The following is a 26,138-nucleotide window of genomic DNA, read 5'->3' on the forward strand; positions in this document are numbered from 1 at the left end:
CATATTTTATCAAAATGCCGCAATCCCGTGATAAAGAAAAACAAAAAACACTTGCCTGCTCTTTTTCTAGGAGTATAATGTTATACCATAACATTTACTGGAGAAAGAAATGAAACCCGATATCCACCCGGACAACTATCGTACCGTCCTGTTTTACGACAGTGGCGCAGACCAAGGATGGCTCATCCGTTCATGTGCCAATACCCACGGCAAAACCATGGTTTGGAAAGATGGCATAGAATATCCCCTCTTTTCGCTTGATACTTCTTCCGCGTCCCACCCCGTGTACACAGGCAAACAACGCAATGTCAATATCGAAGGCCGCGCCAGCAAGTTCAACCAACGTTACCAATCCATGATGTCTTCCTTCAGAAAGGATAAATGATGCAAGTTCTCTCCTCCCTGAAAACTGCAAAAAAACGACACCGCGACTGTCAAATTGTCCGCCGAAAAGGCAAAGTGTACGTTATTTGCAAGAGCAACCCACGCTTTAAAGCACGCCAGCGTTAAGCGGCCCAACCCATATTTCAATGTAACTCTCTGAATTTTCCGCACTTTCGTTTACCTCTAGCGCAAGTGCGGCTTTTTTTCAAACGGCATTAATCATTCATATCAAAACTACAATGAATCCTGCCATACTCCCAAAAACAGGAAGAAAAAGTAAATAATGGTTATCCCTATTGTGAAGCCATGAAGATATTTATAACATGCCGCTACATCCTCCCTTCAACACTGACCATAGGAGTCAAAAATGAAAGTAAAAGCCCTGCTTGCAATTGCCGCCGCCATGAGCCTCGCTGCCTGCGCCGCACCCGAAGCCCATCAACATGACCATGGTCACCGTCACGAGCACAATCATGACCACGGCCGTGTACACGAACACGACCACCAACATCATGATGCCCGTGTTCAATCATTCAGCTGCGAAAACGGCCTGTCTGTACAAATCCGCAACTTGAGCACCGATCAAGTTGAATTGCGCCTTGACGACAAAGTTGCCACTCTGTCTTCTGCCGTTGCAGGTTCAGGCGAACGCTATGTTGCCAACCAAGGCTTGTTCGGCAAAGGTGCCGAATGGCATCAAAAAGGCAGCGAAGCATTCTTCGGCTTCACTGACCCATACGGCAACAAAGTAGAAACTTCTTGCTCTGCCCGCTAATTTCTACTTAGCAATAGAATAGCTAAAAGCCGTCTGAAAACTTTTTCAGACGGCTTTTTATATCGGATAAAACGAAAGTTCGTTTAAGGATAAAAATGTAAATATGAGGCTATTTGAAGGTTCAAAATACATCGAATAAGTAAGACCCTTTGAAAGGCACCTTCTCCGACAAAACATTATTTCAAAATCATTAAATATGTATCTAACTTAATTTAAAACTTTTTCCAAGATTTCTTTAAGGTTTTCATCATCTTCATCCGAAGTTAATTTTTCTGAAATATTATGAAGACAATGTTCCAAATCAATAGCTAAGGCTACTTGGTTTTGATAGGATAATTTTGGATAAAGTTCAAGTAAAACCCAATAAATGCATATACTATCATTTGAGTAAAAAATATTTGAAACGAATGGAAGTAATGTATCTTGTCGTTCTACAAAGATTTCGACAATTTCATTAAAAACAGGAAAGTTGGCATCTCCCAACCAACCTGAGAGCCACTCCCCCATCTCAATTAATTCCTCATCGTTACAGTCCTTAATTTTTTTGCAAGCCTTGATGTCAAACTTATCTTTAGGGCGCATATGATACCTCATTGTTTTATTAAGACTTACGAATACAGAATTGTAATGATTGATCTCAATTCTAGACAAATGATTATTCGTAATTCCTGTATCCTCAACAAATTTTCTCTGAAGTAAGAGTTATTTTGTGCAATTAAACTCCTACCCTGCAATAACTTGAAACCCTATCCTGCATTTTACCTAAATCACAAATCCCAATTCTCTTTCAAAATCTATTCGCTATACGAAACAGATTCAATAAACAAAGGCCGTCTGAAAACCTATTTCCAAAGTTTTCAGACGGCCTTTATCTTAGACCAAACAATTAAGCGTAATGTCTGTCTTCGCCTTTACCGTCAACGTTGTCGGCACAACGTTTACAGATGGTTTCATGGCCTGCAACTGCGCCCACATCGTGGGTATAGTGCCAGCAGCGTTCGCATTTTTCGCCGTCGCTGGCTTTGGCGGTAACGGTAAGTTCATCGCCTACTTTCACTTCGACTTTAGACACCAGCAAAGCAAAACGTAATTCTTCGCCCAAAGTGTTCAGATAGTCGGCAATTTCTTCCGGAGCCGTAATTTCGGCTTCTGCTTGCAATGAAGAACCAACGGTTTTGTCTGTACGCAAAGGCTCGATGGCGGCGGTTACGGCTTCGCGGGCTTCGCGGATTGCCGTCCATTTTTTCACCAGTTCGGTTTCGGCTTTTTCGTTGATGGGCGGGAATTCGTGCCAGGTGTGGAAGAGGACGCTGTCTTCTTCTCCGCCGCCGATGATGTCCCACGCTTCTTCGCCGGTGAAGCACAAAATCGGTGCAATCAAGAGAACCAAGCTACGCGTGATATGGTACAGGGCGGTTTGCGCGCTGCGGCGGGCGTGGCTGTCGGCTTTGGTGGTGTAGAGGCGGTCTTTCAGGATGTCGAGGTAGAACGCGCCTAAATCCTCCGAGCAGAAAGAAACAATGTCTTTTACAGCAAAGTGGAAGGCGTAGCGAGGATAAAAGTCGCCTGCCAGACGCTCTTGCAGCTGACGTGCCAATACCAAGGCATAGCGGTCGATTTCCACCATGTCTGCCTGTTGCACGGCATCTTCAATAGGATTGAAGTCGCTGAGGTTGGCAAACAGGAAGCTCAAGGTGTTGCGGATACGGCGGTAGCTTTCAGTTACACGTTTGAGGATTTCTTTGGAAATCGACAATTCGCCGCTGTAATCGGTGGATGCCGCCCACAGGCGCAAAATGTCCGCGCCGAACTCGTTATACACTTCTTGCGGCGCGACGACGTTGCGGATAGATTTCGACATTTTGCGACCGTTTTGGTCAACCACGAAACCGTGGGTCAGCAGCTGTTTGTACGGCGCGCGCCCCATGGATGAGGCGCAACCGGTCAACATAGACGATTGGAACCAGCCGCGGTGTTGGTCGCTGCCTTCGAGGTAGAGGTCGGCGGGCCAGTCCAATTCTTCGCGCTGTTTCAAGACGGAGTAATGGGTCGAGCCGGAGTCGAACCATACGTCCATCGTGTCGGAAAGTTTGTCGTAGTTTTCGCAATCTTCCGCGCTCAACAATTCGCTTTTATCGAGTGAGAACCATGCCTCGATGCCTTTTTCTTCGATTTTCAGGGCAATTTTTTCCAAAAGCTCGGCGGAATTCGGATGCAGCTCGCCCGTTTCTTTGTGGACGAAGAAGGTCATTGGCGTGCCCCAGTAGCGTTGGCGCGAAACGACCCAGTCGGGGCGGCCTTCGATCATGGCTTCGAGGCGTGCGCGACCCCAAGACGGGAAGAACTCGGTGTCGTCCACGGCTTTGATGGCTTTATCGCGCAGGGTTTTACCGTCGTTTCCGGCTTTGTCCATACCGACAAACCATTGGCCGGTTGCACGGTAAATCAACGGAGTTTTGTGCCGCCAGCAGTGTGCATAGCTGTGTTCGATTTTGCTGCTTGCCAAGAGGTTGCCGGTTTCTTCCAACCATTGCAGGATAACGGGATTAGCTTCCCAAACGCTCATGCCGGCAACACGCGGCGTTTCGCTGATGTATTTGCCTTCGGCATTTACAGGGTTGTAAAGTTCGATGCCGTATTTATTGCAGACGGCATAGTCTTCCAAACCGTGCGCAGGCGCAGTATGCACCAAACCGGTACCGGCATCGGTAGTAACGTGGTCGCCGTTGAGCATGAGAATATCGCGTTCGAGGAACGGATGGTTCATATGCAGGTTTTCCAGCTTGTCGCCTGTGGTTTCTGCCAATACTTTCAGGTCGTCTGAAGTGAAGCCGTAACGTTTAAGCGCGTCTTCTGCCAAATCTTTGGCCAATACCAATTTGCCTTTAGGCGTATCAATCAGTTGATACACCACGTCTGCGCCAGCTGAAACAGCTTGGCTCGCAGGCAAAGTCCAAGGCGTGGTTGTCCAGATAACGGCAAACGCTTTGCCTTCGATGCCTGCCAAGCCGAATGCGGCGGCAAGCGCGGCAGTGTCTTTAAACGGATAGGCAACGTCAATCGCAGGCGATACTTTGTCTTTATATTCCACTTCGGCTTCGGCCAATGAAGAGCCGCAGTCCAAGCAGAATTGAACCGGTTTCGCACCGCGGTAGAGATAGCCGGACTTGTAGATTTCACCTAGCATACGCACGGTATCAGCTTCGGTTTTGAAATCCATGGTCAGGTAAGGATTGTCCCAGTCGCCCAACACGCCCAAGCGGATAAAGTCTTTTTTCTGGCGGGCAATCTGTTCGGAGGCATATTCGCGGCACAATTCGCGGAAGCGCGCTTTAGGCATGTCTTTGCCGTGCAGTTTTTCTACCATCACTTCGATAGGCAAACCGTGGCAGTCCCAACCCGGTACATAAGGCGCGTCAAAACCGGCTTGGGTTTTGCTGCGGATAATGATGTCTTTGAGGATTTTATTGACGGCATGACCGATGTGGATGTCGCCGTTGGCATACGGAGGACCGTCGTGCAGAATGAATTTCGGACGGCCTTTGGCGATTTCGCGCAGTTTTTGGTAGCGTTTTTGCTCGTACCAGCTTTTCAGCCATGCAGGCTCGCGCTTGGCAAGATTGCCTCGCATTGGAAACGGGCTCTCAAGCAGGTTTACGGTTTTACTGTAATCGGTCATTTTTTGATCTCTATTGTTGCGGTATTTCGGTTTCAGACGGCCTGATTGCTCATTTTGAAAAGAACAGGCCGTCTGAAAGAATTCAAAGGACTTATTGTAGCCCAATTGTCTTGATTTTATAAGCGTATAGAAGCGTTTCTATGGTTTCCAAACCTTTGCATCTTCCATATCTTGCAAAATTTGGGTTTTCAATGCTTCGATACTTTCAAATTTTTTCTCGTCTCGCAGTTTGTGCAGGAAGCGGACGAAGATGCGTTGTCCGTACAAATCGCCGCTGAAATCGAACAGGTGGACTTCCAACTTTTGCGAGCGGTTGTTGCTGACAGTGGGGTTAAAACCAAAGCTGGCCACGCCTCGGCGCGTACCGAATGCGCCGTCAGCTTCGACGACAAATACGCCGCTTAGCGCATAATGATACGGGGGAAGCTGGACGTTGGCAGTAGGCGCGTTGATGGTGCGGCCGAGCTTTTGCCCGTGCTTGACCTTGCCGCTTAACACGTAATCGTGCCCCAACAGTTTTTTGGCGTATTCCAACTTGCCGTCTGAAAGGGCTTGGCGGACGGCGGTACTGCTGGTGCGGATGTCTTCAACGATAACGGACGGTGTGCACTCGGTTTGCATATCGGGCTGTTGTGCCAAAAGTTCGAAACAGCCTTCCCGACCCGCACCGAAACGGAAATCATCGCCAATCAGCAGATAACGCGTATTGAGCGTTTTTCGCAAAAGCCGGTCGATAAACGCTTGTGCGCTCATCTCGGAGAAAGTTTGGTTAAAGCGCAAAACCCAAACGGCATCCACGCAGCCGGTTTCACGCAAAAGGCGCAGTTTGGTACGCAGCGGACTAATGCGGTAAGGCAGCTTTTTCCCGGCTTTACGCGCAAAAAACTCTTTGGGCTGAGGCTCAAAAATAACAACAACAACAGGCAGACCGCGCCGGTCTGCCTCTCGTTTGAGTTTTTGCAGGATATGTTTGTGCCCGAGGTGTACACCGTCGAAGTTGCCGATGGTTACGGCGGCTCCTTGCGGAAATTGGGGCGGGTGTCGCTGTCCAAGCCAGATGTTCATGGGTGGTGGGTAGTGTGTTTGAATAGGCGGCTATTGTAAACGTTATTGCCGTTTCAATAAACCTTAGGCCGTCTGAAACCAATAAATATATGCTTTCAGACGGCCCTGAGGTTTGTTAATGCTTTACCACCACCAAGGATAACGGCCAAACGGATAACCCCAATCGTCGTAATAGCGATAGTAGCGGGCTTCGCGCAGCTGTTCTTGGGAAATATAGTTTTGCCATGCCATTTTGTAGCAGGCTTGGAACATCGGGTCGGAAACTTTGTCGATATATTTGAGGCGGAAGGCTTTTTGTTCCGCGGTTGCCACACCGGGTTTGCCTTCTTCGTCAAATTTGCGGCGGATCAGCGCGGCTGTTTCCTGATCGCATTGTGCGGCAAGATTGACTTGAAGATCCTGCTCATAGCGTTTCTGCGCTTGGGCGCGTGCGGCTTTTTGCTCGGGCGTGGTGGCGCAGGCGGCCAGCAATGCAACGGCGCAAAACAATAAGGTCAGACGGAGAGGATTCATCGGATGTTTCCTTATGTTTATATCTTTCTATTAATGTACGCCCTCATTGTGTAATGGGCAAGTGTGGCAACTTGGGAACACTTTAGATTATTTGTTCTTATCGGCAGACAGTTGCATATAAAATACACCCTGTATGAATGTTTAACTCCAAACCCACTCAATGAACGCTGACAAACCGCCCCACTCCTACCGATTGCGCCACCACAGGCAACACACGCCGCCGTTTTGGCAGGCGGATCGCCCATATCTGCACGAACACAATATTTCCGATGCCCGTTTCAGACGGCTGGGCTACATCATGGCCTTTCTTGCCGGTGCGATTAATGCAGGGGGATTCTTTGCTTTTGCGCGCTATATTTCCCACGTAACCGGCTCCATGTCTCTTTTGGCTGATGTACTGTATCTCCAAGACTGGTGGTCTGCCGCGGTGACTTTCATCAGCGTGTTGTGTTTTGTTGCCGGTGCCGCGCATTCGGGTTGGGTGATTTTATGGACGCAGCAGATGCGTTTCCGTGGCAGCTTTGGGTTTTCCATGTGGCTGGAAGCAGTTTATCTGTTGATATTCGGTTGGTTTGGTATTGCTGCGATGGAGTGGGATTTTGGCGGCTCTGATTTTATTATGCCGTCTTTGGCATTGTTTTTATTGTGTTTTATTATGGGTATGCACAATACGGTTATCACGCTTCTTTCCGGCGGCGCCATCCGTTCCACCCACATGACCGGCACGGCGACCGACTTGGGCATTGAAATCTCACGCGCGCTTTATTACTCCAAACAGCATCATCCGCGCCTACCACACGTCCGCGTCAACAAACCGAAAATGTGGCTTTTAAGCGGCTTGATGCTGTCGTTTTTGCTGGGCGGCGTGGTTGGCGCATGGGGTTATCATCTGGTCGGCCATCATTTCGCCCTGCCCGTTTCCGCCGTTTTGCTCATACTGGGTGCAGGTTCGGTGGGATACGACGTCAAAGTCAGATTGAAATGGGCATTCGTCAACTGGTATCGCCGCAAGCAGAAAAAACGGAAGAAACTGTAAAAAACTTTGCTTGTTATTTCACGACAAAACGGCCAAGCTGCCAGAAAAATGCAGAAATGCTTCAGAATTATGTTAACTGGCAAATATTTTCGTAATATCGGGTTAAACCCATTCTTTTGCGTTTCGGATATTGGGTATCATAAATCCGTAATGACCCACGCGGTTTTTATTCATTTTTTTCAGACGGCCCGAGCCGTCATCTAAAAAGAGGATACGACATGAAATTCTTGAAACCCCTGACCGTTATTGCCACTGCGATTCCTTTGGCGCTCACCGGCTGTGTGACCGATCCTGTTACCGGCCAACAATCCGCCAGCAAAACCGCCATGTACGGCTTGGGCGGTGCGGCTGTTTGCGGCATCGTCGGTGCGCTGACCCACGGCGGCAAAGGCGCGCGTAACTCTGCATTGGCTTGTGGTGCAGTAGGTGCCGGTATCGGCGGTTACATGGACTACCAAGAGAAAAAACTGCGTCAAAGCCTGGCCAATACCAACATCGAAGTTGAACGTCAAGGCAACCAAATCAAACTGGTTATGCCTGAAAACGTAACCTTCGCTACTGGCAGCGCTGCCTTGAGCGGCCAAGCTCAAAGCGCCTTGTCTGCGGCTGCACAAACTTTGGTTCAATATCCTGATACGACTTTGACCATCAACGGCCATACCGACAATACCGGTAACGACGCCATCAACGAGCCATTGTCTCGCAACCGCGCCGAATCTGTTGCCACCTTCCTGCAATCCCGCGGCGTAAGCAGCACCCGTTTGAGCACTTTCGGTTACGGTTCCCGTCAACCCATCGCTTCCAACGCCACTGTTGAAGGCCGCGCACAAAACCGCCGCGTTGAAATCTTGATCAACCCTGACCAACGCGCCATTGATGCCGCTAAAAAACAAATGTAATCCGACATCTGTCTGATTCCCATACTTAAGGCCGTCTGAAATTTCAGACGGCCTTTTTCTTTGTAGATTTTGTTTGCAATTTCTCCTCCTCAATCCAATCCATCATAAAATTTATTCCTTTATTAACAAGACTTTTCAATTTTTTCTTTAAAAAAACTGTATTAATACTCTAATTTTTACACTAACTTAGAGTATAATTCCTAAAATTTTAAAAACACGCCTCATGCCGTCTGAAAAACGGCGGCGAAAAACACACTTATTTATATACACATCAGTCCGTTATCCAATCCATTTCATAGGATTTCAGACGGCACCATCCAGAATCTATGAAGGAGCATTCATGCAAAACAACTTTGACCCATTGATTATCCGTGACAAATCACTGATTCCCGTCGTACAGGGCGGCATGGGTGTAGGCGTTTCCGCATCAAAACTCTCCAGCGCAGTTGCACGCGAAAACGGCGTGGGTACCATCGCCAGCGTCGATTTGCGCCACTTGCATGAAGATTTGCTGGCCGAATCGAAAATCAATTCCAGCGAAGAAAAATACACCCGCCTCAACTGCATCGCGCTTGACCGCGAAATCAAAAAAGCCAAAGCCGATTCAGAAGGCAAAGGCATGATTGCCGTCAACGTCATGAAAGCCGTAAAAGACCATGCCGCCTACGTCCGTCAGGCCTGCGAATCCGGCGCAGACGCGATTGTGATGGGCGCGGGTTTGCCTTTGGATCTGCCTGAAATGGCAGAGGGCTACCACAAAGATGTTGCCCTTTTCCCTATTTTGTCCGAGTCACGCGGTATCAATATCGTTTTGAAACGTTGGATGAAAAAAGGCATCTTGCCTGATGCCATCGTTATCGAACACCCAGCCCATGCAGCCGGCCACTTGGGTGCGGCAACCGTTGACGGCGTGAACGATGCCAAATTCGAGTTCAAACGCGTTATTGAAGAAACATTTGAAGTATTCAAAAACTTGGGCTTGGAAAGCGAAAAAATCCCGTTGGTACTCGCCGGCGGTATGGCAAACTTTGAAAAAGTCAAAACAGCCTTGAAAAACTGGGGCGCATCCGCCGTCCAAATCGGTACCGCATTTGCCGTAACCGAAGAAGGCGATGCCCACATCAACTTCAAAAAAACCCTGGCCGGTGCAGAAACCGAAAAAGTGGTTGAATTCATGTCTGTCGCCGGTTTGCCTGCACGCGGCGTGCGCACCAAATTCCTGGATAGCTACATCAAACGCGAAGCCAAATTGCAAGCCAACGCCAAAAACGATCCGCGCCGTTGCACCCAAGGCCTGAACTGCCTGACCAGCTGCGGCCTGCGTGACGGTTTGGCCAAAGCCGGTCAATTCTGTATCGATATCCAACTTTCCGCCGCATTCCGCGGCGAAGTCGATAAAGGCCTGTTTTTCCGCGGTAAAGACCCGCTGCCTTTTGGCAATGCCATCCGTACGGTTCAAGAAACCATTCAATATCTCTTAAACGGTTCCTTGCCTGCCGTCCCTGCCAAATAAACGCGTCAACACTCAAAAGGCCGTCTGAAAAACATTCAAACCCTGTTTTCAGACGGCCTTTTTGTCCCAATCCATCTAAAAAATGCTAAGATTATCGCCTGAATTTATCCAGCAGAAACATCATGAATCCATTATTGAACCACCTCAAACCCTATCCTTTCGCCCGCTTGCGTGAAGCCATGCAAGGCATTGACGCACCTGCAGGCATAACGCCCATCCATCTGCAAATCGGCGAGCCGAAACACCCGACGCCCAAAGTCATCACCGACGCGCTGACCGCCTCCCTGCACGAACTGGAAAAATATCCGCTGACCGCAGGCCTGCCCGAACTGCGCCAAGCCTGCGCCGAATGGGTTGCCCGCCGTTATGATGGTTTGAGCCTCAATCCCGACAATGAAATTCTGCCCGTCTTGGGCAGCCGGGAAGCATTGTTCTCCTTCATCCAAACCGTTTTGAATCCGGCTTCAGACGGCCCTAAACCGGTCGTTATCAGCCCTAATCCGTTCTATCAAATTTACGAAGGCGCGACTATATTGGGCGGCGGCGAAATCCATTTTGCCAACTGCCCGGCACCCAGCTTCAACCCCGATTGGAGCAGCCTGCCCGAAGACGTATGGCGGCGCACCAAAGTCCTGATTGTCTGCTCGCCCAACAACCCGAGCGGCAGCGTCCTGCAATTAGAAGACTGGAAAGAAATTTTTGATTTGCAAGACAAATACGGCTTCGTTATTGCCTCTGACGAATGCTATTCCGAAATTTATTTTGACGACAACAAACCGATCGGCGGCTTGCAGGCTGCGGCGCAATTAGGTCGCGGCACGCACAACATTATTATGTTCACCAGCCTGTCCAAACGCTCCAACGTCCCCGGTTTGCGTTCCGGCTTTGTCGCAGGCGATGCCGAGTTGCTCAAAAACTTCCTGCTCTACCGAACCTACCATGGCAGCGCGATGAGCATTCCTGTCCAACGCGCCAGCATTGCCGCTTGGAACGACGAAGAACACGTCATTGCCAACCGCCGCCTCTACCAAGAAAAATTCGACCGCGTCATTCCGATTTTGCAACAGGTATTCGATGTCAAACTGCCTGACGCATCGTTCTACATTTGGCTGAAAGTTCCCGACGGCGACGACTTGGCATTCACGCGCAACCTGTGGCAGAAAGCCGCCATCCAAGTGTTGCCCGGCCGCTTCCTCGCCCGCGATACCGAGCAAGGCAATCCGGGCGAAGGCTACGTCCGCATTGCTTTGGTTGCCGACGTGGAAAGCTGTGTCAAAGCGGCTGAAACCATTGTTTCGCTCTACCGCTGACGATTAAGCAAGCAAAGGCCGTCTGAAACTTCAGACGGCCTTTTTATTAAATAATCGGATAATTTATATGGTGAAGTCCAGAAGGTAGAAATCTTCTTTACCTACGCCGCATTCAGGGCATTTCCAGTCGTCGGGGATGTCTTCGAACTTGGTGCCTGCCGGCAGGCCGTGTTCGGGGTCACCGACATCTTCATCGTAAATCCAGCCGCAAGGGCCGCACATATATTGAGCCATTTGGTGTTCCTTCCATTTTTAAAGGCCGTCTGAAACCGTATTTTCAGACGGCCTTTCGTGTGTCTTATTGTTGATATTTTGAATTTATTGCGCTGCTTCCAAAGCGGCGATTTCTTTGCGCAGGTGTTTGATGGCCGGTGTTACGATGGCGACGAACATGGCCTCGCGGACGCGGCGTTGTGCCGGGCTGCGCATCAGATAGCCTTTCGCGCCTGCATGCAATGCGGCAGATTGAGTGGCGTTCAATGCCAATACGGCAGCCGCTTCACGCAGTTTCAAGGTTGCCAGCGTATCGGGTTTATTGTTCCACGCATCATCGGCAAGACGTTCTGTTTCCGCCCATGCGCCGTCCAAAGCGGCTTTCAATTCATCGTAGCTGTGGTCAAGGTATGAGTTTACTTCTGCGTTCACCACATTGGCCATGCGGATAATGCCGAGCGCACCGTCAATCACACCGGCGCCGATACCCATTTGCAGCAGAATGAAACCGGCTTTAATGGTCGGGATATAAGACTGGAACTGCTCAGGCGCAGCAATCACATCTTCATCGGGAATAAACACGTCTTTAAAATTCAGGCTGTAAGTGCGCGTGCCTTCCAAACCGCAGAACTCAGGACAGTTTTGCAGGGTAACGCCTTCCCATTGGCCGCCGGTGATAAACATCACATAGCTGTCGCCGATTTGGGCGGTATTTGCCCAAATGTGGTCTTCGCCGATATTGGATACCCAAGGCAAAGCGCCGTTGATTTTGTAGCCGCCTTCGACGCGCTCGGCTTGCAGGTTGTGTTTTTCGATACCGGCAAGGTGTTTGACGGTATTGGACATGCCCGTACCGGCCAAAACTTTGCCTTGCAGAATATCGGCCAAATATTTGTCTTTAACCGCTTGGTTGGGCGATTGGTGCAGATACCACGCGCAAGCCGCCTGACACCATGCGCTGAACGAAGTCGCGCCGCATTCTTTACCGATTTCGCGCAATACGGCGATTTGCGTTGCCAAACCCAAACCGTTACCGCCTTCTTCAACCGTACCGGTCGCGGCAAAACCGCCGATTTTGCCCAATTCCAGCATAAATTCTTTCGGGTACAGGCCTTTGCGGTCGATGTCGTCCACCAATGGTTTTAATTTGCTTTTAACGAGTTCGGCAACATTGTTCAGTAAAGCTTCGCGTGTCATTTTTTTCCTCTGGATATTTTGGCGATATTAAGTTCTTTTAAGAAAGGCCGTCTGAATTTTCAGACGGCCTTTGATGGGATTAGGCAAATGCCTGCAATTCAGGGTTGATTTCGGTTTTGGCAAGGTTGTTGACGTAGTTGCACAAGGTTGCCAAAGCAACGCCCATAACGACTTCAACGGCTTGCTGTTGGTTGTAACCGGCATCGAAGAAAGCTTTCAACTCGTCGTCGGATACCGCGCCTTTTTTCGCCATAACGGCTTGGGTGAATGTCGCCAAAGCACTCAGTTTGGCATCGTCAAACTCGCCTGCAGCCAACGCGCGCGCAGCTTTAATGGATTGTTCGGAAAGCAGTTTTTTCAAGGTTGCCAGTTTAGTGTGGCCGGCAACGCAGAAGCCGCATTCATTGGTGCGCGCGGCAATGATTTGAATAACTTCGACTTCGCCGGCAGTCAGGCTGTTGGCACCATTCATTTTGCCGACTTCTTGATAAAACGCCAAAGCCTCCGGCGCATTGGCCAAAACGCCGATCAGGTTAGGAATAAAGCCGTTGTTTTTCAATACGGCTTCAACGCGTGGTTTGGCGGCTTCCGGAGCGGTTTCGACTGTGTGTATGGTTAAACGTGACATCTTTATGACCTTTTTTGTAATAAAACGAAGTGGGCATGATAAGCCATTCGTTTTTGTTAGAAAAAGATTAATTGGTTATTTACCGTAAACCAAAAGTTATAAGGCCGTCCGAACGGATTCAGACGGCCTTATCATAACGATTCAACTCATTATTTTATAAAGTTTTTCAGTAGCATAGAAGCGATGTCGTCCAAGCCGAAGCCATCCGCATCTTGAGCTGTGCCGTTAGGCGTCGCTTTATCGACCAAGTCTGGCAACACTTTTGCCAACAAATCGCCTGCCTGGCCGGCATCCACGCCGAATTTTTGCGCGATTTGGTTTACGGTATCGCTGCCCAAGGCATTTTGCAGGTCGCTGCCGGATACAGGCAGGTTGCTGGATTGGTTGGACACCCAGCTGCTCAGGGCATCACCCAAACCGCCTTGTTGCAGTTGGTTGATCAGGTTGCCCACGCCGCCTTGCTGTTTAACCAAGTCCATCGCCATATCGGTCAGAGAACCTTGTGCGCCGTTTTCACTGTTGCCGCCCAACATTTGAGTAGCCGCATTCAAAAGATTGTCCATGAGTGCCATGACTTTTTCCTTGTGTGTGTTTATGTCTAAAAAAGAAAGCGGAGTGTAGCAAAATTTATGCCGGAAAAAATCAGGCTTAACCAAACTAAACCTCTTTTATCCCAAAGCCGTAACAAAACCAAGGCCGTCTGAAATCCGGTTTCAGACGGCCTCTATAATGAATCATGTGCTATTCTTCGCGGCCATTGAAATACTCGGCCGCTCCACCTTCAAAAAAGCCTTGCAAAATCGCCTGTGCCGCTACTTGGTCAAGCACGGATTTTTGTTTTCGGCCAAATACTTGGGCTTCAGCAAGCAGGCTTTCCGCGTATAGGGAAGACATCCTTTCGTCCACCCAATAAACCGGCAAATTAAAACGTCCGTGCAAACGGCGGCCAAACTTGCGGCTCAAACGGGTCAGCTCATGCTCCGTGCCATCGGTATGCGTCGGCAGGCCGACCACAAAATACTTGGGTTGCCATTCTTTGACCAACTTGGCAATGGCCTCGAATTTTTCATCGTTGCTGTTGCCGGTTACCGTCGCCAGCGGATGGCTCATACCCAGCTCTGCCTCGCCCTGCGCAACGCCGATGCGCGCTTCGCCGAAATCAAAGGCCAAAACCGTACCTTTTGGTGCATCAGGCATGGCCGACTCCTGAAACCAAGGCGTTCGGATTGACACCCAATTTTTCAAAAGCAGCGGCATAACGGAGTTCGTAAGGGACATCAAACAGAATATGTTCGTCCGCAGGGACAGTCAGCCAAACATTTTCTGCCAGCTCGCGCTCCAACTGCCCTTTGCCCCATTTCGAATAACCGATACTGATCAAAGCCTTGTCCACCGCACCTTCTTTAGACAGGTTTTCAATCACATCACGCGAAGAAGTCAGTGCCACGTTATCGGTTACCACCATGCTGTTTTGCCAGCTGCCGATCGGCGTATGCACAACATAGCCGCGCTCAATCTGAACCGGCCCGCCCATCATCACATTTTCATGTTGCAGGCGCAACGGGATATTGCGGTCGGCGGCGGCGAAAATCATGTCCATGGTAATCGGCGAAGGCTTGTTGATGATGATGCCCAGCGCACCTTCTTCATCGTGTTCGCACACATAAATGACCGTATCCGTAAAAAACGGATCGTCCATATGAGGCATGGCAATCAGGAAATGGTTGGCTAAATTCATATTCTTCTTAATCTATTAAGCTGATTTTATTATTTTTGGCCGTCGGAAATCGGCGCGTCCACCACGCAGGCGCCATAAACCGCACCGCCTGCCGGTACCGGCGTATCGGTTTTCGCATGGGCAAAACACGATACCGCGCTCAAAGAGTTTTTCGGCGAGCCTTGAACGATTTTATCGCTGTACACCAAATAAGCGAAAGACTTACGTTTCGGATCGTAGTAACGGATAATCTGCTGGCTCTTAAATGCCATGCTGGCGCTGCGTTTGAACACTTGTCGCGGTTTCAAAACTTCAGACTCGTTATAACGGATGACTTCCGCACTTTGCACGCAGGAAACCGATGCATCGCTGGCATCTTCTTCCAGATTGACCGTTTCTTTCAAACCGCCTTTTTTCGCGTATGAAATATAGCAGGCAACCCCCTGCACATCAGGATCATCAAAACCTTCCACTTCAATACGGTCGTTTTTACCCAACATATGAAACACCGTACTGGCGCGTCCGATTTTATCGGTATCGTTACCGCAAGCCGCCAAAATCATGGCGCCCAACACTACTAATAAATATTTTTTCATAATATCCTGTCAATGCAGACTGTCAATTTCCAGTTAGGCAGAATCATATCCGCCTACTCCATCATTACTATATAAGACCGTTCGTCCATATTGCAACCCAATATTATTTTCAGACGGCCTGACAGACAGTATAATCCGTCCTATTGTTCCTACTTTAATAGCAAGATCGAACCATGCGTTACAAACCCCTCATCCTCGCCCTGCTGCTCAGCTTCTCCCTGCCAACCCATGCTGCCAAAGACGCGCCGAAAGAAAAAGCGGCCGCCGTCAAAAAAGCTGCGCCCGTGAAAAAAGAGAAAGAAGCCGCCAAGGCGGATGTCAAAAAAGAAACCCCAAAAAAACAAGCCGTAAAAGAAAAAGAGGAAGACAAAAAAGCGGTTAAAGCCAAAGCCTCCAAAGAGAAGGAAACCGCCGACAAAAACGAACGCGCTTCAGCCAAAAACAAACCGGCTAAAGCCGCCGAAGCCTCGGCTGACAATAAAAAGGCCAACCGCAAAGCAGAAGAGCCTAAAGAAACAGCCAAAGACAAAAAAGCCGCAGCCGCAAAACCCGGCAAAGCCAAAGAACAAGACAAGAAACCTGTTGAAGATAAAAAAGACAGTAAAGCCAAAGAACCTGTAAAAAAAGCAGAACCTAAAGAAACCAAAACCAAAGAGCCTGCTAAAAAAGCGGCTGAGGATAAAAAAGACCGTCAATCCAAAGAACCAGTAAAAAAAGCAGCCGAAGACAAAAAGGCCGATACCAAAGAAACCAAAGCCAAAGAGCCTGCCAAAAAAGCTGTTGAAGATAAAAAAGACACTAAAAAAGACACCAAAGCTAAAGAGCAAAACAAAAAAGACGAGCCTAAAGCTGAGCCTAAAGCCGTCTCTTCAGCCGACAACGATTTCAAAGCAGCCGTAACTGCCGCCGCCAACGAAATGGAAAGCAAAAAATCCTTTGCCAAACGCAACGAGGGTTTCATTATCCATGTTAATGCCACGCTCAAACAGCTGCAACAAACACGCAACAACCTCTCTGGCATCAACCGCAAACAACGCGACGCTTGGGAAAAATTCCAAAAACTCAATGCTGATGCCAACCAGTTGAAAGCCGAAGTTTCCAACACGCGCGCCCAAATTTCGCGCTTTGTGTCCGGCAACTATAAAAACAGCCAGCCCAACGCAGTTGCCCTCTTCCTGAAAAATGCCGATGCGGGTCAAAAAACCCGCTTCCTGCGTTACACGCGTTATATCAACAACGCCAACAACCAAGTTATGAGAGACTTGGAAAAACAACAAAAAGAGCTGGCGGCGCAAGAGCAAAAAATCAACAATGAATTGGCTTACCTGAAAAAACTGCAAGCCAATATTCAAGCCTCGTTGCGTCAACAAGGCGTGACCAATACCACCGAACAAGCCGAAAGCCGCCGTCAAAACGCGACAATGGCCAAAGAAGCGCAAAAGAAAATCAACCACAGAGAAAACGAGCAGCGCCTCAACAATCTCTTGAAAGATTTGGAAAAACGCAAAGCCGAGCAACGCAAAGCCGAAGCCGAGGCGCGTAAAAAAGCCGCCGAAGCCCGTTTGGCCGCCGCCGAAAAAGCACGCAAAGAGCAGGCTGCTGCCCAGCAAAAAGCCGAAGCCGAACGCGCCGCCATGTCCACGCTGACTGACGAAGACATGAAACTGCAAGCCCCAAATACCCAAGGCTTGACCGTCAGCAACGCCAACAGCTTCAGCCGTATGCAAGGCCGTCTGAAAAAACCGGTCAACGGCACATTGGCAGGCCTGTTCGGTCAAGACCGCGGCGATGGCGAAGTTTGGAAAGGCGTGTTCTACAATACCGTTCCTTCTCCGGTCAGCAGCATTGCCTCAGGCACAGTTACTTTTGCCGGCGAGCTTGAAGGCTACGGCAAAGTAGTCGTCCTCGACCACGGCGACGGCTATGTCAGCATTTACTCCGGCCTGAGCGAAATTGACATCGCCCAAAACTACGCTGTCAATGCCGGCAGTAAAATCGGCACCAGCGGCACTTTGCCGTCAGGCGAAACCGGCCTTTACCTTGAAGTCCGCTACAACGGACAAGTCATGAATCCGCTTTCATGGATTAACTGATGCTTCAGACGGCCTGATTGAATTTCCCCTTCAGGCCGTCTGAATTTTCATCATAAACTACAATAAACACGATTTTCACGCCTGTTCAGCACATTAAACAACAAACTTTTACCTTAAACTTATTGTTCCGAGCGTTTAAATCACATAAAGTCAACGGGTTCAGAGAAAACAAAAACCACTTTGCTTACCGTACACAAAAAGAAAGTCAAACGAATGTCAACAAAATCCACTTTGAAAAAAGTTGCAATCTACACTCTCGGCGCATTTAGCGGCATCGCCCTCAGTCTGAGTGTACAAAGTTTTGCCGCCGAAAAAGACAAAAAAGACAACGAGGCCCTGCCCGTGCAAACCATCCGCACCATGGCAGAAGTGTACGGCCAAATCAAAGCCAACTATTACCAAGATAAACCCGATGCCGAGCTCTTTGAAGGCGCAATGAAAGGCATGGTGTCCGATCTCGATCCGCATTCCGAGTATATGGACAAAAAAGGCTATGCCGAAATGAAAGAGTCCACCAGCGGCGAATTCGGCGGCTTGGGCATGGAAATCGGACAAGAAGACGGCTTTGTCAAAGTCGTTGCCCCGATTGAAGATACTCCGGCAGAACGCGCCGGCGTGAAAAGCGGCGACTTTATCGTCAAAATCGACAATACCTCTACCCGCGGCCTGACCGTCAGCGAAGCCGTCAAAAAAATGCGCGGCAAACCGGGTACAAAAATCACCCTGACCCTTTCACGCAAAAATGCCGACAAACCCATCGTCGTCAACCTGACCCGCGCCATCATCAAAGTCAAAAGCGTGCGCCATCACCTGCTTGAAAAAGACTACGGCTACATCCGCGTCTCCCAATTCCAAGAGCGCACCGTTGCCGCGCTCAACGAAGCCGCACAAGCCCTTGTCAAAGAAAACAAAGGCCCGCTCAAAGGCATCATCCTCGACTTGCGCGACGACCCGGGCGGCCTGCTCAACGGCGCAGTCGGCGTATCCGCAGCCTTCCTGCAGCCCGACGTAACCGTTGTCAGCACCAAAGGCCGCAACAAAAAAGAAGGCATGGTTCTCAAAGCAACTGCCGAAGACTACATCACCACCAGCGGCAAAGACCCGTTGGCCGGATTGCCTGCCGAGCTGAAAACCATTCCTATGACCGTCCTGATTAATGCAGGCTCTGCCTCCGCTTCCGAAATCGTTGCCGGTGCATTGCAAGACCACAAACGCGCTGTCGTCGTCGGCACACAAAGTTTCGGCAAAGGCTCAGTGCAAACCCTGATTCCGCTTTCCGGCGGCAGCGCAGTCAAATTGACCACCGCCCTTTACTACACGCCGAACGACCGCTCGATTCAGGCGCAAGGCATTGTTCCTGACGTTGAAGTCAAAGACAAAGACCGCGCCTTTGAAAGCCGCGAAGCCGATTTGGTCGGCCATATCGGCAATCCGCTGGGCGGCCAAGACGTCAACAGCAACACTGAAACGCCTGCCAACGCCGAAACCAAAGCCGATAAAGACAAGTCTAAAAAAGACAAAGACGAAGACATCTCCAGCCGCCGCATTCCAAATCCGGCCAAAGATGATCAACTCCGCAAAGCCTTGGACTTAGTGAAAAATCCAGCCGAATGGCAAAAATCTTTAGGTTTGGCAGCAAAAAAACCTGCACCGAAAAAAGATGCAGATAAAGACAGCAAAAAATAAACCTGTTATTTCTCAATAAAAAAGGTCGTCTGAAAACGATATGATTGTTTTCAGACGACCTTTTCTATGTTATTTCACTCCCCAATACACCAGTCCCTTATATGGCAACTTAATGTTAGGCAACCAAAAATCTTCTCCCTGCCAACCTTTGTCTTTATTTCCTACTACTTGATAAAGTGTAAGGAATAAATCATTGGGATATTTTTCTCCTAATTTACGGTCGTCTTCCGAAAGCATTGTGCCAGTTGCTCGAGAAAGTTTACGTCCTGTTTTGATCAAAACGTAAGTTTTAAAACTTGGACGTTGTGCCTTTAATGCTTCTATACCAGCAATAAATTTTTCCTTATTCCAGTCATCTGGGACATAATGACCCAATTTATCTAGAACCAAGAATAAATCTTCTATATCTATTTGATATAAATCAGATTGAACTTCATCTTTCAAAATAGAAGGCAAAATCTTGTTAATCTCCGACAAATTATCCTCGTTTGGGTGAAGTGGAAAATAATTCACACCACCCACAATTTGATTGATACTGTCGAATTTCAATACATTTTTTCGAGTTGGATTGATATTTTTCGGATAAATAACCTGAATATTGCCGTCTGAATTTTTTGCCTGCTCAATAATCAGATTATTTGCTTGATTGAGTTGTACAAAGAAGTAATAGACATCAAACGGAATATAAAGCCGTAATAATGATTTATCACGGTCATATCCAAAAATACGCGAATGTTGCCAGAAAGTATCTGCATTCGGTTTTTTAGCAGTGCGACTATAATAAACCGTTTGTAGTTTTGGAATAGTTAAGCCTCGTCCAATCACATTCCCACCAATAATAATGTTAAAGCCTCTTTCTAAATCAAAATCTGATTCTGTCTGCGAGTTAACGACGAGAGTATAAATTTGCTTATTTTCTAAAAGTTCTGTTAGTTTTTCATAAATTTCCTCAAAATGATGAATATCAGGCTTAGTCTTTTGTAAATCCAAATAGTCTTCTTTAAAGTTGTCTGCAAGATTCTCCCCGCTATTAATCGCTTGTACCAAATCATTCAAAAAGGCTTGGATTTTTTGAGAGAAGGCTTGATGGTCTTGGATTTTATAACTTGGATGTAAAGCAAAATTACAATTGGTTTTACCGCATAAAGCAAACTCTGCACAAGTAAGCAGAAAACTGTGCAATGCCTGTTTTACCCCTTCGGCAATTTCACCACTCGCATCTTTCATATCGTCCAATTCACTGTCAATGAAGCGAACGATATAGCTTGGAGGATCAGAGAAGACAAAGTTGCCACCGATGTATTTTTCACCAGCTTCAAAGAAATGGATAAATTCAGGTTGCCAATCAGATTCTTCATGTTGCAATAAAAGCGATTGAGGCGTGGCGGTCAACTGAATAAATAAGCTTTGACAACAGGAATTCTTAATGTCATTTAGCAGTTTATTGATAGTACTGACATCTTTATCCGGCTTATCAGCATTAGTATTTAGGCTGGCTGCATCGGCTTCATCGTCCACAATAACCAAAGGATAGCCTTTCAGGCTACTTTGACTGGCAAACAAATTACGCCAACGTTTCAATACACGGGCATTCTTTTTAATCACGACCAATATGGGATTATTTGCCTTCATTACCTGCATAAAACTTCGGTCATCATTTTCAGACAACACAATAAAATTTTTCAGATTAGCTTCGGCGCGCTTGACTGTTTGTTCCTGTAAATCTACGCTGTCAGTAGTAAGATACAAAAAAACTTTGTGGTCGCCATCATCAGCCAACGCACTTAATACACCCAAAACCTGTGCCGTTTTGCCACTTTGAACATTGCCCAGCAATAAAACATTTTGAACAATTTTCGGTTCGGTTTGTGATAATTTCCCCATAAAACCATCAACGGTATTTTTAACAGAATCAGCTAATTCAGGCGGGGTCAATTGATTCAAGTAGGTTTGCAACATTTAGTTTTTCCCCTTAAATGAGAGCAGCCAAACATCAGGATTGTCGGTTGAACGGAACTCAAAATGATCGTTACCGTATTTATGTAGAGTCTCTTCTGTGACAGGTTCCCCTGTTCTTAAACAATCAGCCGCCTCTAAACGTCCTTTAACCCATTTACCAAATATGGTTTGATCACCTTTTGAACTGAAATTTTTACCATTTTGTCCTGTGGTATTACATTCAAATTTCCAACCATCATCCGTGATGACAGTAAACTCTTTTTGTTTTGGGTATCCTTCTGCACCTAAAAATTTTGTTGATACAATCAACTCTGCTTCATACCATGGCCTAGGTAAATAAAATCCACGTTTATTTTTACGGCCTTTGGCAAAAAATCGGTTTAAACTGCTTTCTGGGAAAGTTTTAACTGGTAAATCAAAGTGATAAGTCGATATTTGTGAAAAAAGTTGCTCAAGTATAGAATCATTTACTTTTTCAACTCCCAGACAATTCTCCAAATGAACATTATGTTCTTTAAAATCAGTTGGTTTTGCTACTTGATTAATAGCCACACCCAATTGCTGGATAACCTGATCTATATTTTTATGTAATTTAGATGCCGTCTGAACATCATTCAAATGAACCATTGTTTCATAGGTTCGCTCAGTATTATCCCAAAAGCAAGTAAGATTAGCAGAACCAATCAATCCATGAGTTTCATTCTGATTCTTAAACGAATACATTTTTCCATGAAATTTCACACGTGGAGAAACGTATACTGCCCCACGTTGCTTATCTTGCAAAAAATAATTTAATTCACAAAGACTGTTGTATTGAGGACGACTAAACCCTTCTAAATAATGCATACCAACCAATAATTTGATTTTCTGGTTATGTTCGCTATCTTCTAAAATTTTATGTAACTCTTTGACTGCATCATTAGAAACATAGCCTGTTGCCATTAAAATTTCATTGGCGGACATAAATAAATCCATCCAAACTTTATTTAATGGCTTATCTGTAATTCGTGCATTAGCAATATTAGAAAAAACAGTATTCATCGTTTTCCCCCTCGAATTTTGCTTAGTCGGTCATGAAATAAAACATCCTTCTCTGCTTTCAATTTCTTATGTAAATCTACTTTTTTATAGTTACCTGAAAAAATTGGTAAGAGGGTTCTTGCCAATTCAACCACGCCTTGAGGCGGTACCGCATTGCCAATCTGACGACGTACTTCCGTCGTTGAACCAACAAACTCAAAATCATCAGGAAAACTTTGAAGCCTTGCTCGTTCCCTATTAGTAAAAGCACGCGGTTCAGGGAAGTGATAGCCCCAAGTACCACCGCCACCCGCAGCAATAATTGTTGTAGAAGGTCTATCACGGTGCATTCGCCGATAAACAAGGCTTAACATACTTTTTACATATAAAGGATGTTCTTTAGGAATATCACTATAGTTTCCTCCCTCTGGGATTAGTTCTAAACGTTTACGGGTTTGCTCACTAATTTTCAACAATTCATTATTACTGGCATTCTTGGGAATATTAGATATCGCTTGACCAGCAGTTACATATGGTTTTAAGCCATTTTCGCCAGTTTCATTGTGCGTCGGTTCTGGATGATGAAAATCAAATCCTGTATCCAAACGTACTCCGACAATTAGCACACGTTCACGAAATTGAGGTACGCCAAATTCAGCAAAGTTATACAGCTTCGCCTGAACGTAATAACCGCAATTTTCAAAGTCGGTAATAATTTGCTGGATGGCTTTTTTCTTATTGGCAGTCAACAAACCTTTCACATTCTCAGCAACAAAAACTTTCGGTTTTTTTGCATTTACAAAACGTAAAAAGCTTTTATAAAGATTGCCGCGCTCACCCTCTAAGCCCGGCTGTTTCCAAATCATGGAAAAATCTTGACAAGGGAAGCCGCCTAAAATGATGTCGCAATCGGGAATAGTTGGATCATTCGGATCAATTTGTTCAATATCACCTTCTACGATGACATCGCCGATATTTTTACGGAAACTTTCGCAAGCCCAATGGGAAAAATCGTTCGCCCAAACAGTTTCATAACCAGCTTGGTGAAAACCCAAATCTAAACCTCCACATCCTGAAAATAGAGATAGAATTCTGGGTTTATTGTCAGACGAATTAAAATTTGAGATTTTTTTAGATGACATAGGATTTCACTCCTATGCATAGATTTGATAAAAAACCTTGAAGGGATTTTAATAGAGAACTAGGCAAGGCAAGGCAAGGCAAGGCAAGGCAAGGCAAGGCAAGGCAAGGCAAGGCAAGGCAAGGCAAGGCAAGGCAAGGCAAGGCAAGGCAAGCTTACCATCGTTATTTTGAAATAAAATCATTTTTCTAAAACTTCCATGTAAATTTTTCCTATTATGCCGCAAAAAAACAGCAAATGCCGCTGCATTAAACAAGTGATGAATACTTGAAATTATAAATAAAGTATTCATAATCCCAAGGCCGTCTGAAAACGATATGATTGTTTTCAGACGACCTTTTCACACATCAAATATTCCACAGGGAAAACACTATGGCAAAAGCCCCAAAAACCATCTACCAATGTTCTGAATGCGGCGGTACGTCCCCGAAATGGCAAGGCAAATGCCCGCATTGCGGCGAGTGGAACACGCTTCAGGAAAGCCTGGCTTCGCCCGAACCGAAAAACGCCCGTTTCCAATCTTGGGCGGCGGACACTTCGACCGTCCAATCCCTCTCCGCCGTTACCGCTACCGAAGTGCCGCGCAATCCGACCGGCATGGGAGAACTTGACCGCGTATTGGGCGGCGGTTTGGTTGATGGCGCGGTTATTCTGCTCGGCGGTGATCCCGGCATTGGTAAATCCACATTACTGTTGCAAACCATCGCCAAAATGGCGCAAAGCCGTAAAGTGCTGTACGTTTCCGGCGAGGAATCTGCCCAACAGGTCGCCCTGCGCGCACAACGTTTGGAACTGCCCACCGAAGGCGTGAACCTGCTTGCCGAAATCCGCATGGAAGCGATTCAGACGGCCTTAAAACAGCATCAGCCCGAAGTCGTGGTCATCGACTCCATCCAAACCATGTATTCCGACCAAATCACTTCCGCCCCCGGCTCCGTGTCGCAGGTGCGCGAATGTGCCGCCCAACTGACGCGTATGGCGAAACAGATGGGCATCGCCATGATACTGGTCGGACACGTTACCAAAGACGGCGCGATTGCCGGCCCGCGCGTGCTGGAGCATATGGTCGATACCGTGCTGTATTTCGAGGGCGACCAACATTCCAACTACCGCATGATCCGCGCCATCAAAAACCGCTTCGGCGCGGCAAACGAACTGGGCGTGTTCGCCATGACCGAAAACGGTTTGAAAGGCGTGTCCAACCCGTCCGCCATCTTCCTCGCCAGCTACCGAGATGACACGCCCGGCTCGTGCGTTTTGGTCACGCAAGAAGGCAGTCGCCCGCTTCTGGTCGAAATTCAGGCATTGGTCGATGATGCGCACGGCTTTACCCCCAAACGCCTCACCGTCGGTCTCGAACAAAACCGCCTCGCCATGTTGCTCGCCGTCCTCAACCGCCACGGCGGCATTGCCTGCTTCGACCAAGACGTGTTCCTCAACGCCGTCGGCGGCGTCAAAATCGGCGAACCCGCCGCCGACCTCGCCGTCATCCTCGCCATGCTCTCCAGCTTCCGCAACCGCCCCATGCCCGAAAAAACCGTGGTTTTCGGCGAAATCGGCTTAAGCGGCGAAGTCCGCCCTGTCGCACGCGGACAAGAGCGGCTCAAAGAAGCGGAAAAACTCGGCTTCAAACGCGCCATTGTCCCCAAAGCCAATATGCCGCGCAATGCCAAAGAGTTTCCAAACCTGAAAATCTACGGCGTCAGCAGTTTGCAGGAAGCGATTGACGTCTGTCGTGACGGGGACTAAACCGTTTCGATAATCTGATTCAAAAAACAATCAGCTAAAAGGCCGTCTGAAAGTTTTCAGACGGCCTCTCTTTAAATTTAAATAATTTTGTTATATTATAACGAACGACTTTATTCTATCTTTTCTACACATCGAAAATCGGAGAGAAATCATGAAAAAAACCGCTTTGCTTATCGCATCCGCCTTCCTGTTCAGTACTGCCGCACACGCCCATCGCGTTTGGGTTGAAACCGCCCACACACATGGCGGCGAATACCTTGAAGCCGAATTGGGCTATGGCGAATTCCCGGAACTTGAACCCATCGCCAAAGACCGCCTGCACATTTTCAGCAAACCCATGCAACTGGTGACTGAAAAAGGCAAAGAAAACATGATTCAAAAAGGCACATACAATTACCAATACCGCAGCAAACTGCCGGTCAAAGACGGCAGCTACTTGGTAACCGCCGAATACCAACCGACTTTCTGGTCTAAAAACAGCGCGGGCTGGAAGCAGGCAAGCATCAAAGAAATGCCTGATGCAAGCTATTGCGAACAAACCCGTATGTTCGGCAAAAACATCGTCAATGTCGGCCACGAAAGCGCAGATACGGCCATCATCACCAAGCAAGTCGGCCAACATTTGGAAATCGTACCTTTGGACAACCCTGCCAACGTCCACGTCGGCGAACGCTTCAAAGTCCGCGTCCTCTTCAATGGCGAGCCGCTGCCGAACGCCACCGTTACCGCCACATTTGACGGCTTCGATACCAGCGACCGCAGCAAAACCCATAAAACCGAAGCCCAAGCCTTTTCCGATACTACCGATGACAAAGGCGAAGTCAGCATCATTCCATTGCGCCAAGGTTTCTGGAAAGCCAGCGTAGAATACAAAGCCGATTTCCCCGATCAAAGCGTGTGCCAAAAGCAGGCGAACTACACCACTTTGACCTTCCAAATCGGTCATTCACATCATTGATTTTTCC

26 protein-coding genes are annotated in these 26,138 nt (G+C 47.7%); 11 read left to right on the plus strand and 15 right to left on the minus strand.

Features of this window, described 5'->3' with window-relative positions:
• Nucleotides 1–109 precede the first annotated feature (109 nt).
• From FOC66_RS05100 to FOC66_RS05110, 3 genes are all read left to right on the plus strand, one after another.
• Nucleotides 110–385 (plus strand): type B 50S ribosomal protein L31, encoded by a 276-nt coding sequence (locus FOC66_RS05100; protein WP_003747294.1) that lies wholly within the window; start codon nucleotides 110–112, stop codon nucleotides 383–385.
• The gene (gene ykgO, locus FOC66_RS05105) at nucleotides 385–510 is read left to right on the plus strand and encodes a type B 50S ribosomal protein L36 (protein WP_003685279.1); all 126 of its coding nucleotides are present in this window, start codon (nucleotides 385–387) and stop codon (nucleotides 508–510) included. The genes FOC66_RS05100 and ykgO overlap by 1 nt, the downstream gene beginning before the upstream one ends.
• A 241-nt stretch (nucleotides 511–751) precedes the next feature.
• Nucleotides 752–1,159 carry an MliC family protein gene (locus tag FOC66_RS05110; protein WP_003747296.1) on the plus strand — a complete coding sequence of 136 codons (408 nt, stop codon included), beginning with the start codon at nucleotides 752–754 and terminating at the stop codon, nucleotides 1,157–1,159.
• Between the two features lie 207 nt (nucleotides 1,160–1,366).
• On the opposite strand, the gene FOC66_RS05115 is transcribed toward FOC66_RS05110, so the two are convergent.
• The 4 genes from FOC66_RS05115 to FOC66_RS05130 form a co-directional block, all read right to left on the minus strand.
• Nucleotides 1,367–1,741 (minus strand): DUF5071 domain-containing protein, encoded by a 375-nt coding sequence (locus FOC66_RS05115; RefSeq protein ID WP_003747298.1) that lies wholly within the window; start codon nucleotides 1,739–1,741, stop codon nucleotides 1,367–1,369.
• 304 nt (nucleotides 1,742–2,045) lie between these two features.
• Nucleotides 2,046–4,838, minus strand: coding sequence for an isoleucine--tRNA ligase (ileS, locus tag FOC66_RS05120; protein WP_003747300.1), 2,793 nt, complete (start codon nucleotides 4,836–4,838; stop codon nucleotides 2,046–2,048).
• Between the two features lie 138 nt (nucleotides 4,839–4,976).
• Nucleotides 4,977–5,903 carry a bifunctional riboflavin kinase/FAD synthetase gene (gene ribF / locus FOC66_RS05125; RefSeq protein ID WP_003747302.1) on the minus strand — a complete coding sequence of 309 codons (927 nt, stop codon included), beginning with the start codon at nucleotides 5,901–5,903 and terminating at the stop codon, nucleotides 4,977–4,979.
• A gap of 123 nt (nucleotides 5,904–6,026) precedes the next feature.
• Complete coding sequence (locus FOC66_RS05130; protein WP_003747304.1) at nucleotides 6,027–6,416, minus strand: hypothetical protein; 390 nt, start codon at nucleotides 6,414–6,416, stop codon at nucleotides 6,027–6,029.
• Between the two features lie 160 nt (nucleotides 6,417–6,576).
• Here FOC66_RS05130 and FOC66_RS05135 point away from each other — a divergent pair, with 160 nt between their 5' ends.
• The 4 genes from FOC66_RS05135 to dapC all read left to right on the plus strand — a co-directional run bounded on the left by FOC66_RS05135 (nucleotide 6,577) and on the right by dapC (nucleotide 11,174).
• Nucleotides 6,577–7,452, plus strand: coding sequence for a YoaK family protein (locus tag FOC66_RS05135; RefSeq protein ID WP_003747306.1), 876 nt, complete (start codon nucleotides 6,577–6,579; stop codon nucleotides 7,450–7,452).
• A gap of 218 nt (nucleotides 7,453–7,670) precedes the next feature.
• A complete protein-coding gene (locus FOC66_RS05140; RefSeq protein ID WP_003747310.1) occupies nucleotides 7,671–8,351 on the plus strand; it encodes an OmpA family protein in 681 nt (226 codons plus the stop codon).
• 340 nt (nucleotides 8,352–8,691) lie between these two features.
• Nucleotides 8,692–9,864 (plus strand): NAD(P)H-dependent flavin oxidoreductase, encoded by a 1,173-nt coding sequence (locus FOC66_RS05145; RefSeq protein ID WP_003747312.1) that lies wholly within the window; start codon nucleotides 8,692–8,694, stop codon nucleotides 9,862–9,864.
• Between the two features lie 122 nt (nucleotides 9,865–9,986).
• Nucleotides 9,987–11,174 carry a succinyldiaminopimelate transaminase gene (dapC, locus tag FOC66_RS05150; protein WP_003747314.1) on the plus strand — a complete coding sequence of 396 codons (1,188 nt, stop codon included), beginning with the start codon at nucleotides 9,987–9,989 and terminating at the stop codon, nucleotides 11,172–11,174.
• A gap of 63 nt (nucleotides 11,175–11,237) precedes the next feature.
• On the opposite strand, the gene FOC66_RS05155 is transcribed toward dapC, so the two are convergent.
• The 7 genes from FOC66_RS05155 to FOC66_RS05185 form a co-directional block, all read right to left on the minus strand.
• A complete protein-coding gene (locus tag FOC66_RS05155) occupies nucleotides 11,238–11,408 on the minus strand; it encodes a rubredoxin (RefSeq protein ID WP_003747315.1) in 171 nt (56 codons plus the stop codon).
• An 84-nt stretch (nucleotides 11,409–11,492) separates the two neighbouring features.
• Nucleotides 11,493–12,584, minus strand: coding sequence for an acyl-CoA dehydrogenase family protein (locus tag FOC66_RS05160; protein ID WP_003747317.1), 1,092 nt, complete (start codon nucleotides 12,582–12,584; stop codon nucleotides 11,493–11,495).
• A 79-nt stretch (nucleotides 12,585–12,663) separates the two neighbouring features.
• The gene (locus FOC66_RS05165; protein WP_003747319.1) at nucleotides 12,664–13,212 is read right to left on the minus strand and encodes a carboxymuconolactone decarboxylase family protein; all 549 of its coding nucleotides are present in this window, start codon (nucleotides 13,210–13,212) and stop codon (nucleotides 12,664–12,666) included.
• A 149-nt stretch (nucleotides 13,213–13,361) separates the two neighbouring features.
• Nucleotides 13,362–13,784 (minus strand): YidB family protein, encoded by a 423-nt coding sequence (locus FOC66_RS05170; RefSeq protein ID WP_003747321.1) that lies wholly within the window; start codon nucleotides 13,782–13,784, stop codon nucleotides 13,362–13,364.
• Nucleotides 13,785–13,953: 169 nt separating this feature from the next.
• Nucleotides 13,954–14,409 (minus strand): Holliday junction resolvase RuvX, encoded by a 456-nt coding sequence (ruvX, locus tag FOC66_RS05175; protein ID WP_003747323.1) that lies wholly within the window; start codon nucleotides 14,407–14,409, stop codon nucleotides 13,954–13,956.
• The gene (locus tag FOC66_RS05180; protein ID WP_003747325.1) at nucleotides 14,402–14,950 is read right to left on the minus strand and encodes a YqgE/AlgH family protein; all 549 of its coding nucleotides are present in this window, start codon (nucleotides 14,948–14,950) and stop codon (nucleotides 14,402–14,404) included. Before FOC66_RS05180 ends, ruvX begins: the two co-directional genes overlap by 8 nt.
• 29 nt (nucleotides 14,951–14,979) lie before the next feature.
• Complete coding sequence (locus tag FOC66_RS05185; RefSeq protein ID WP_003747327.1) at nucleotides 14,980–15,525, minus strand: CreA family protein; 546 nt, start codon at nucleotides 15,523–15,525, stop codon at nucleotides 14,980–14,982.
• 173 nt (nucleotides 15,526–15,698) lie between these two features.
• Between FOC66_RS05185 and FOC66_RS05190 the strand changes: the two genes are divergently transcribed.
• Entirely contained in the window at nucleotides 15,699–17,618 is a 1,920-nt protein-coding gene (locus FOC66_RS05190) for a murein hydrolase activator EnvC family protein (protein ID WP_003747328.1), read from the plus strand.
• Nucleotides 17,619–17,831: 213 nt separating this feature from the next.
• Complete coding sequence (locus FOC66_RS05195) at nucleotides 17,832–19,304, plus strand: S41 family peptidase (protein WP_003747331.1); 1,473 nt, start codon at nucleotides 17,832–17,834, stop codon at nucleotides 19,302–19,304.
• 69 nt (nucleotides 19,305–19,373) lie between these two features.
• Here FOC66_RS05195 and FOC66_RS05200 read toward each other — a convergent pair whose 3' ends face one another.
• The 4 genes from FOC66_RS05200 to FOC66_RS05215 are packed head-to-tail and all read right to left on the minus strand — an operon-like array spanning nucleotide 19,374 to nucleotide 23,716.
• A complete protein-coding gene (locus tag FOC66_RS05200) occupies nucleotides 19,374–21,263 on the minus strand; it encodes a Z1 domain-containing protein (protein ID WP_003747334.1) in 1,890 nt (629 codons plus the stop codon).
• Nucleotides 21,264–22,304 carry a restriction endonuclease PLD domain-containing protein gene (locus tag FOC66_RS05205; RefSeq protein WP_003747335.1) on the minus strand — a complete coding sequence of 347 codons (1,041 nt, stop codon included), beginning with the start codon at nucleotides 22,302–22,304 and terminating at the stop codon, nucleotides 21,264–21,266.
• On the minus strand, nucleotides 22,301–23,425 hold the full coding sequence (locus FOC66_RS05210) for a DNA cytosine methyltransferase (protein WP_003747338.1): 1,125 nt from the start codon (nucleotides 23,423–23,425) through the stop codon (nucleotides 22,301–22,303). Before FOC66_RS05210 ends, FOC66_RS05205 begins: the two co-directional genes overlap by 4 nt.
• A gap of 48 nt (nucleotides 23,426–23,473) precedes the next feature.
• On the minus strand, nucleotides 23,474–23,716 hold the full coding sequence (locus FOC66_RS05215; protein WP_172884820.1) for a hypothetical protein: 243 nt from the start codon (nucleotides 23,714–23,716) through the stop codon (nucleotides 23,474–23,476).
• Between the two features lie 80 nt (nucleotides 23,717–23,796).
• Between FOC66_RS05215 and radA the strand changes: the two genes are divergently transcribed.
• The gene (gene radA / locus FOC66_RS05220) at nucleotides 23,797–25,173 is read left to right on the plus strand and encodes a DNA repair protein RadA (RefSeq protein ID WP_003747343.1); all 1,377 of its coding nucleotides are present in this window, start codon (nucleotides 23,797–23,799) and stop codon (nucleotides 25,171–25,173) included.
• A gap of 151 nt (nucleotides 25,174–25,324) precedes the next feature.
• Entirely contained in the window at nucleotides 25,325–26,131 is an 807-nt protein-coding gene (locus FOC66_RS05225) for a DUF4198 domain-containing protein (RefSeq protein ID WP_003747346.1), read from the plus strand.
• The last annotated feature ends 7 nt before the right edge of the window (nucleotides 26,132–26,138 follow it).

The sequence above is a fragment of the Neisseria mucosa genome (genome assembly GCF_013267835.1).
GTDB lineage: Bacteria > Pseudomonadota > Gammaproteobacteria > Burkholderiales > Neisseriaceae > Neisseria.